General features: G+C 64.0%; 10 protein-coding genes. 4 read left to right on the top strand and 6 right to left on the bottom strand.

The genetic code is table 11. The features are described 5' to 3' along the window. The first annotated feature begins 117 nt into the window (after nt 1–117). Together lepA and FYJ91_RS05645 are read left to right on the top strand one after the other, a co-directional pair. Nucleotides 118–1,911: a translation elongation factor 4 gene (gene lepA / locus FYJ91_RS05640; RefSeq protein WP_149521259.1), complete on the top strand. Its 1,794-nt coding sequence runs from the start codon at nt 118–120 to the stop codon at nt 1,909–1,911. A 326-nt stretch (nt 1,912–2,237) separates the two neighbouring features. Continuing rightward, the gene (locus tag FYJ91_RS05645; protein WP_149521260.1) at nt 2,238–2,636 is read left to right on the top strand and encodes a VOC family protein; all 399 of its coding nucleotides are present in this window, start codon (nt 2,238–2,240) and stop codon (nt 2,634–2,636) included. 94 nt (nt 2,637–2,730) lie between these two features. On the opposite strand, the gene FYJ91_RS05650 is transcribed toward FYJ91_RS05645, so the two are convergent. The 3 genes from FYJ91_RS05650 to FYJ91_RS05660 all read right to left on the bottom strand — a co-directional run bounded on the left by FYJ91_RS05650 (nt 2,731) and on the right by FYJ91_RS05660 (nt 3,763). After that, complete coding sequence (locus tag FYJ91_RS05650) at nt 2,731–3,120, bottom strand: type II toxin-antitoxin system death-on-curing family toxin (protein WP_149521261.1); 390 nt, start codon at nt 3,118–3,120, stop codon at nt 2,731–2,733. Between the two features lie 4 nt (nt 3,121–3,124). After that, entirely contained in the window at nt 3,125–3,352 is a 228-nt protein-coding gene (locus tag FYJ91_RS05655) for an AbrB/MazE/SpoVT family DNA-binding domain-containing protein (protein WP_149521262.1), read from the bottom strand. A 201-nt stretch (nt 3,353–3,553) separates the two neighbouring features. Further along, the gene (locus tag FYJ91_RS05660; RefSeq protein ID WP_149521263.1) at nt 3,554–3,763 is read right to left on the bottom strand and encodes a hypothetical protein; all 210 of its coding nucleotides are present in this window, start codon (nt 3,761–3,763) and stop codon (nt 3,554–3,556) included. A 460-nt stretch (nt 3,764–4,223) separates the two neighbouring features. Here FYJ91_RS05660 and FYJ91_RS05665 point away from each other — a divergent pair, with 460 nt between their 5' ends. Continuing rightward, nucleotides 4,224–4,406, top strand: coding sequence for a hypothetical protein (locus FYJ91_RS05665; RefSeq protein WP_149521264.1), 183 nt, complete (start codon nt 4,224–4,226; stop codon nt 4,404–4,406). 3 nt (nt 4,407–4,409) lie between these two features. Here FYJ91_RS05665 and FYJ91_RS05670 read toward each other — a convergent pair whose 3' ends face one another. The 3 genes from FYJ91_RS05670 to FYJ91_RS05680 form a co-directional block, all read right to left on the bottom strand. Continuing rightward, complete coding sequence (locus FYJ91_RS05670) at nt 4,410–5,216, bottom strand: sugar phosphate isomerase/epimerase family protein (RefSeq protein WP_181008367.1); 807 nt, start codon at nt 5,214–5,216, stop codon at nt 4,410–4,412. A 13-nt stretch (nt 5,217–5,229) separates the two neighbouring features. After that, a complete protein-coding gene (locus FYJ91_RS05675; RefSeq protein WP_149521266.1) occupies nt 5,230–6,186 on the bottom strand; it encodes an alpha/beta hydrolase in 957 nt (318 codons plus the stop codon). Nucleotides 6,187–6,260: 74 nt separating this feature from the next. Further along, nucleotides 6,261–7,127, bottom strand: coding sequence for a hypothetical protein (locus FYJ91_RS05680; RefSeq protein ID WP_149521267.1), 867 nt, complete (start codon nt 7,125–7,127; stop codon nt 6,261–6,263). 146 nt (nt 7,128–7,273) lie between these two features. Between FYJ91_RS05680 and FYJ91_RS05685 the strand changes: the two genes are divergently transcribed. After that, nucleotides 7,274–8,080 (top strand): hypothetical protein, encoded by an 807-nt coding sequence (locus FYJ91_RS05685; protein WP_149521268.1) that lies wholly within the window; start codon nt 7,274–7,276, stop codon nt 8,078–8,080. Nucleotides 8,081–8,185 lie beyond the last annotated feature (105 nt).

Consider the following 8,185-nt stretch of genomic DNA (forward strand, 5'->3'; position numbering starts at 1 on the left):
TCGCGCTACACAATCAATGGTGCAGACAAGATCGTGCCGGATCATCGACGCTTTGGCATCGGGCACGAAGCCTGCTATCGCGCGGCGCAATCCCTTTCCCGCCGATTAGAGAACCCCGTGACGCCCATCGACCGCATCCGCAATTTTTCGATCATCGCCCATATCGATCATGGCAAGTCGACCCTCGCCGACCGGCTGATCCAGCGGACGGGCGGGCTGACCGAGCGCGAGATGTCCGCGCAGGTTCTCGACAATATGGATATCGAGAAGGAGCGTGGGATCACCATCAAGGCGCAGACCGTGCGCCTCGAGTGGAAAGGTCACATCCTCAACCTGATGGACACGCCGGGCCACGTCGACTTCGCCTATGAAGTCAGCCGCAGCCTGGCCGCGTGCGAAGGCGCGCTGCTGGTGGTCGATGCCGCGCAGGGCGTCGAGGCGCAGACGCTCGCCAACGTCTATCAGTCGATCGAGCATGACCACGAGATCATCCCGGTCATCAACAAGATCGACCTTCCCTCCGCCGAGCCCGAGAAGGTGCGCAACGAGATCGAGGAGATCATCGGCATCGACGCGTCGAACGCGGTGCTGTCCAGCGCCAAGTCCGGCATCGGCATCGAAGAGATTCTCGACGCGGTCGTCGAACGCATCCCGGCGCCGAAGGGCGATCCCGACGCGCCGTTGAAGGCGATGCTCGTCGACAGCTGGTACGATCCCTATCTCGGCGTCGTCATCCTGGTCCGGGTGATCGACGGCACGGTCCGCAAGGGCCAGCAGGTCAAGTTCATGGCCACCGGCACCACCCACCTGATCGACCGCGTCGGCGCCTTCCGTCCCAAGATCGAAAATCTGCCCGATCTCGGCCCCGGCGAGATCGGCTTCATCACCGCCCAGATCAAGGAAGTCGCGCAGGCCCGCGTCGGCGATACGCTCACCGATGCGAAGAAGCCCACGGCCGAGCCGCTGCCGGGCTTCAAGGAAGTCCAGCCGGTGGTGTTCTGCGGCCTCTTTCCGGTCGATGCCGCCGATTTCGAAAAGCTGCGCGAGAGCATCAGCAAGCTACGCCTCAACGATGCATCGTTCAGCTTCGAGATGGAGACGAGCGCGGCCTTGGGCTTCGGCTTCCGCTGCGGCTTCCTGGGACTTCTCCATCTGGAGATCATCCAGGAGCGGCTGATCCGCGAATATGACCTCGATCTCATCACCACCGCGCCGTCGGTGGTCTATCAGATCGAACTGACCCACGGCGGCGGGCATGTCGAACTGCACAATCCCGCCGACATGCCCGAACCGAACAAGATCGAAACGATCGCCGAGCCGTGGATTCAGGCCGTGATCTACGTGCCCGACGAATATCTCGGCTCGGTGCTGAAGCTGTGTCAGGATCGACGCGGCATCCAGAAGAACCTCACCTATGTCGGCGGCCGCGCCCAGGCGACCTACGAACTGCCGCTCAACGAAGTGGTCTTCGATTTCTATGATCGGCTGAAGTCGCTGTCGAAGGGCTATGCCAGCTTCGATTACGAACAGATCGGCTATCGCGAGGGCGACCTCGTCAAGATGGGCATCCTGGTCAACGAGGAGCCCGTCGACGCGCTGAGCATGATCGTCCACCGCTCGACTGCCGAGGTGCGCGGACGCGGCATGGTCGAACGGCTCAAGGAACTCATCCCCCGCCACCTGTTCAAGATCCCGATCCAGGCCGCGATCGGCGGCAAGGTCATCGCCCGCGAGACGATCAGCGCGATGCGCAAGGACGTGACCGCGAAATGCTATGGCGGCGACGCCAGCCGCAAACGCAAGCTCCTCGACAAGCAGAAGAAAGGCAAGGCGAAGATGCGCGAATATGGTTCGGTCAGCATCCCGCAAGAGGCGTTCATCGCGGCGCTCCGCATGGGCGACGAGAGCTAAGCCCCAACCCGCGATCTCACCCCGTCACCCCGGGCTTGACCCGGGGTCCAGCTTCTTCTGGCTTCTGAAGCCTTCTCCCGCATGCGGGAGAAGGTTTGGATGAGGGTCTTCTTCTTCTCCTTCTTCTTCTTCTGCCGTCACGAGGAGATGAGGCAGACCCTCACCCCAGCCCTCTCCCGCAAGCGGGAGAGGGAGGAAAAGGCGCACGTCGGCTAACGCCGCAGTAGCGGACATTCCGAGGGCTTGGGAGTGACTGCGGATTATGTTCCGGTTAGGAAAGACCGCTAATGGCGATCGGAAGTCGTTCAGCCTTCAGGAGAGTATGCGTGCTTTTTCACACCATGGTCGGATCGAACGACATTGAACGGTCCAAGCGCTTCTACGACACGGTGCTCGGTACCTTGGGTGCAGGGGAAGGGACGAGGAACATCGCCGACAGCGGTCATACACGTCTGATCTACAATAACGGCAGCGGGACCAACTTCATCGTCAGCCAGCCGATCAACGACGAACCGGCAAGCATCGCCAACGGCAGCACCGTTGCCTTTTCCTGCGACTCGCCCGAGCAGGTGAAGCAGCTTCACGATACCGCCGTTGCCGCTGGCGGAACCTCGATCGAAGCTCCTCCCGGACCGCGCGAAACTGCCTCTATGGGCACCATCGAACTGGCCTATTTTCGTGATCCCGACGGCAACAAGCTGTGCGGAATTCATTTTCCTGCCTGATCCCTCCGGCACGGGGTCGCTTCTGACCCTAGCGGACCTCGATCATGCGATCCCGCGAATGTCCGCTTTCCACCCCATAGCAGCCTCGGTTGGATTAGATCGCAGCGATATGCTCGCGGAACCAGTCCGCCAGCGCTTCCTCGCTCAATTCACCAGCTGCCAATGCCAGAAACGCGACGACGAGTTCGGCATCGGTCGCCGCCAGCGTATAGCCATTGAGCATCAGAAACGTTTCGCTGACCACCGCCGCCGTGCGCTTGTTGCCATCCACAAACGGATGGTTGCGCGCGATGCCATAGGCATAGGCTGCCGCGAGCGCCGCAACATCCGGATCGCCATAAGCCGCCAAATTGGGTGCACGCGCCATTGCGCTTTCCAGCAGCCCGTCGTCGCGCACGCCCTCGCCCCCGCCATGTTCGGCAAGTTGCTCGGCATGCGCCGCGCGCGCCACATCGGCCGCGATCCAGACCCAGTCCTGGGACATGGTCTTATTTCGCGAGTTCGCGCAGTGCGCGCTTGCGCCGCGCCATCACCTCGCGCGCGGCCGCCATCTGCGCCTCGAAATCCTCGTCGGGGGCGCTCAGTTCGATCCCACGCGGCGTGCGCGAAACCGACAGGCTCTGCCCAGCCGTTACGTCGAGATGCGCCATCAACTCCTTCGGCAGGATCACCGCCGAGGAGTTGCCGACCTTGATGATCTTGAGGCTCATGTTCATACGGGCGTTATAACATCGGGGCCAGCCATCGACAAGCCAACGGCCCTGCCCGCCAGAACCTCAATCGACGCGGGCCGGAGTGCCCTTGGTCGATGGATTGGAGGCGTTGGGCTTGGGCGGCGCCTCCTTCTTGGGCTTGCGGATTTCGCGGCCGCTCTTCTGTTGACCTTTGGCCATGATCGTCTCCCTGTGAAGCGCGTCCTATTTGGTCGCGTACTGCCCGGCCTCGGCGCCGAATTCCTCGCGCGCATAGGCGCGGGCGGCGGTGGCCGTCTTGAATATGGGTTCCTGCAGCGTGGAGGTGACGAGGGGATAATTCTGCGAATTATAGCGCGTCACCCGCACGGTCAGGCGGAAGTTGCCGTCCTCATCCTTGGCGATGAGATAGGGCTTTACGGGGATTCTCGACATTGATGCTCCTTGATGGACGGCGATGGCGTCGTCAGTTCGGCCGACGCGCGGATGTGCCGCGGTCGATCGTCCAGTCTTGGCCGGGTGGCTTGATCATCGGCCGACGGCACGAAAGGCAGGTCGTGACGAAACGCCCCTCGTCCCAGCGGCTCGCCATGAGATCCGGTCTGTGCAGGCCGAAAAGGGCATGGAAGCCCATGTTCGCGTCCCTTCGCGCGGCGAGCCGAATGATCGTCCGGTGGATTAACGACCGGACGTCGGCGGCCGGCTTGCTGGTCCGCGACGAATGCGTCGCTCTGGCGAAGGGCGTCCAGCGCCGCCGATCGCGATCGCGCGCCCCGGAAGCGAGGCGCTGCTCCTGACCAGTGGGCGCATTATGCGCGGGGGTCAACCAAAGCGTCGATCGGCATCATCATAAGCCAGGGCTTGCGCGCCCGCATGCGATGCGCGACGAGAGGCCATGTCCGCCGATCGTTTCGAACGCCACCGCCAGCCCTGGACCCAAGACGAGGTTCAGAAGCTCCACATGCTCGCGAAGAAGGGCATGGCGCTCAAAGCGATCGCCAAGGCGCTCAAGCGTTCCGAGGAATCGACCAAGGATCGCGCCAAGGCCGACGGGCTCAATATCGCGAAATTGCGTTAGGCGTCAGACGCCCCAGCGCACGAAGCGTTCGGTCAGCCAGTCGATCGAGCGATCCACCGCCGACTCATACCCCTCCGCCTCGATCGCCGGCCCCAGCAACTCGACGTCGAAATAGCCGGCATAGCCCGCGTCGAGCAGGTGGCCGATGATCCATTCGAGCGGGATCGATCCGTCGCCGGGCACGCGGCGGTTGAACTTGGTGGGTTCGCCGACCAGGAAATCGCTCACCTGCACGCAGGTAAACAGGTCGACATTGTCGCGGAACAGCCTGGGCAGGCCCGGCTCGTACCAGCAATTCTGGAGCTCGAGGCAGATGCCGACATCGGCCGCGCGCGCCACGTCCGCCGCCGAGGCGAGCGTGTGGAGGAAGCCGGTGTCGCGCGTCGTGATGCTGTTGTTCTCGATCGCGATCCGCACGCCGCGTTCGGCCGCATAGGCGTTCGCCGTCCCCATGCACTTGGCGAAGGCCGCGCAGGCATCGTCGGTCGGCATGCGCGGCGGGGTGGGACCGCTGACGACATAGATCGACGGCGCCCCCAGCGCATGTGCCGCATCGATATACGGCTTCAGTCCCGCGAGCGTCTGTTCTTCGCTTTCGATGAAACTTTCGGTCCCCCCGCCCGCGAGCGAACAGCTCTTGAGCCCGGCGGCGAGGATCGCGGCGATCCCGGCATCGACGTCATCACGAAACTTCAGGAAAGTCGCGTTGATGACGTCGATGCCGCGCGCCTTGCAGAAGGCGATGTCCTGATCGAGCGTCCAGTTCCACGTCGATATCGGATTGAACGATATGCGTTTGTGGATGCCCATCAGGTCGCTCCGATCAGGCGCCGAAGAAGCGCGCGAGCGCCGAATGGCCTTCCGACACCGCACGGCCCGAAACGGCCGATCCGGGGATCGAGTAGAAGCCGTGGATCGCGCCCGGATAGCAGTGGAAATCGGTCGGCACCCCCGCACGCAGCAGACGGCGCGCATATTCGAAATTCTCTTCGACGAAGAGGTCGAGTGCCGCGGTCATGATGAAGGTCGGCGGCAGGCCGCTCAGATCCTCGGCGCGCGCGGGCGCGGCATAAGGTGACACGCCGTCCTTGCCCGGCTCATGCCCCAGCAGCGCCGACCAGCCGAAGCGGTTCGAATTGTTGTTCCAGCCGACCTCGCCCGCATAAGGATGCGGATCGTCGCTCGTGCAGGTCCGGTCGTCGAGCATCGGGTAGACCAGATACTGGAAGGCCAGCTTATACTCGCCCTTGTCGCGCGCCAGCAGCGCCATCGCCGCGGCCAGGCCGCCGCCCGCGCTGTCGCCCATCACGCCGATCCGCGTGGCGTCGACGCCCAGTTCAGCGGCGTTCTCGAACAGCCACCTGAGCGCGGCATAGCCATCGTTGACCTGCGCTGGATACGGGTTTTCGGGCGCGAGCCGATAATCGACATTAACGATCAGGCAGTCGAGCTTCTGCGCGATTGGCCGCTGCGACGCCTCGCTCATTTCCGCGCGGCCGATCAGATAGCCGCCGCCGTGGAAGTTGAGCACCGCCGGCGCGTTGGCGGGCAGGTTCTTCGGGCGGATCAGGACGAGACGGACATCGGGCTCCCCATCGAGGCCGGGGATGGTGCGCTCCTCCAGCGTGGTCGCGGCGAGCAGCTCCTCGGGCAGCGGCATCGCCGGAAAGGGCTGGCGCAGCGCATCCAGATTGTCGGCGGTGAATTCCTTGGGAAGGATGCCGAGCAACGGCACAAGCTGCGGATCGACGAGATGGCTACCGCGAAAACTGTCACCCACGCGAATCTCTCCTTTTGAGTTAGCTGTATTTGCCGTTGCTCGCAGAAATCCCAGAGCCAAGGCAAGCCCCGACGTCAGCCGCGATAGGCGCCCACGACGCGCATCACCGCCGATGCCGATGTCAGCCGCGCGTCGCCCGCGCCCTCGTCGACCAGGGTCAGCCGCACCCCGATCTTGCCCGCGGTCCCGCGTACCGCCTCCCCCTCGACGCGGAACGGGCCGATCTTGCCGCGCGCGAGGAACATGACGTGCCACGATTCCATCTGGAGCAGGTTTGTGCCGGCCAGCTCGGCGGCCAGCTCGATCGCGGCCGTTTCGAGCGCGACATGCTGCGGACCGATGTGGAGTGCGCCGTCGGGCGATGCGAATTCGGATGCCAGCGCGGGCAGGGTCCAATGCCCGCTATCGCGCCGGATCGCGCCGAACGCCTGCCACAAAGGCGGCAGATCGGGGCCGTCGACGATGTCGAGCTTATCCTCGGGGATCTTCTCCAGCCCCTCGGGGGGCACGCCGATGATCGCGCCCTGCCCTTCGACGAAGGCGATGACGCGGCGATGATCATCGGCATCGACGATCTTCGACCGGCTGTAACACATGCGCGATCCGGTCTTCAGATCCTCAGTCTGGATGATTTCGATCCGCTTCACGTCGGGCGCGGGATCGAGGATCTGGCAGCTGTGGATCACCGGATTGGGCACGGTGGTGAGGTCGGTCATCACCCCGCCTTCGGGCGCCGTGATCGATATCGGCGCGACCATCAGCCCGCCTGCCGCATTGCGCATGTCGCGGCGCAGGGTGACGGTGTTGTCCTCCGGTCCCGCATTCATCGAAAAATGGCTGCGGCCGATGTAGCGATAGCTGAGCAGCCCGGTCCACCGCCGCTGCAGTTCGGCCGCATAGGCCGCCGGATCGCCTTTCAGCTCACGAATATCCTTCAGCATCCCTGTCGCTGCTCCTCTTGGCGGGTTCTTTTCGCGAACCTCTGCGCCGAAAGACTATCTCCGCAAGGCGCAAAAGCGCGTCTCCGATCCTGCTTTTCCGGAGGGGCGGTAGCCGGGCTGCAACATGGCTTCTATAGTCGGGTCCGATGCGCATCATCGCCCTGCTCCTCGCCCTCGCCCTCTCCGCCCCAGCGATCGCGGCCGACACGCCGCCCGCCGTCACCGAAACCTTCCGCATGAAGGCGGATGAGGCGCATCAGGGCGTCGTCGCGGACAAGCGCTACATCTACGCCATCTCCAACGCCGAGATCGGCAAGTACGACCGGCGCACTGGCCAGCGCGTCGCCCGGTGGCAGGGCGATCCCAAGCTGTTCCACCACATGAACAGTTGCATCCTCGATCGCGCGATGCTGGTCTGCGCGGCCTCCAATTATTCGCAAGTGCCGCAGGCCAGCTCGATCGAATGGTTCGATACCCGAAAGATGGCGCATGTCCGCACGCGCAGCCTGGGGCCGCAGCGCGGATCGCTGACCTGGCTCGATTGGCATGACGGCAGCTGGTGGGCCGGCTTCGCCAATTACGACAATAAGGGCGGCGAACCCGGCCGTGACCACAAGCTGACCACGCTCGTCCGCTACGCGCCTGACTTCACCGAACTCGGCGCCTGGCTGTTCCCGCCCGCCGTCCTCGATCGCTTCGCCCCCTTCAGCACGTCGGGAGGTGTTTGGGGCGACGACGGCCTTCTCTACGTCACCGGCCACGACCGACCCGAGCTCTACGCGATCCGCATCCCTGAGGCGGGATCGACGCTTTTGCACGTCGCCACGATCGGCCTCACCACCAACGGCCAGGCAGTCGCCTGGGAAAAGGGCGGCGCGAAGCGCACCCTCTGGTCGATCTCGCGCGCGGGCAGCGAAGTCGTCGCGGCGACGGTGCCGAACGTGGCGCGGTAGCGGCTAAGCGGCCATTCGGCTTCCGCCGCACAAACAGACTGTCAGGCTGGCAATCCGCGTTCCCGACAACGGCTACATTACGCGCAGTTCTCTCCCGCTTTTCGT

The organism is Sphingomonas montanisoli, from assembly GCF_008274695.1.
GTDB classification, from domain to species: domain Bacteria; phylum Pseudomonadota; class Alphaproteobacteria; order Sphingomonadales; family Sphingomonadaceae; genus Rhizorhabdus; species Rhizorhabdus montanisoli.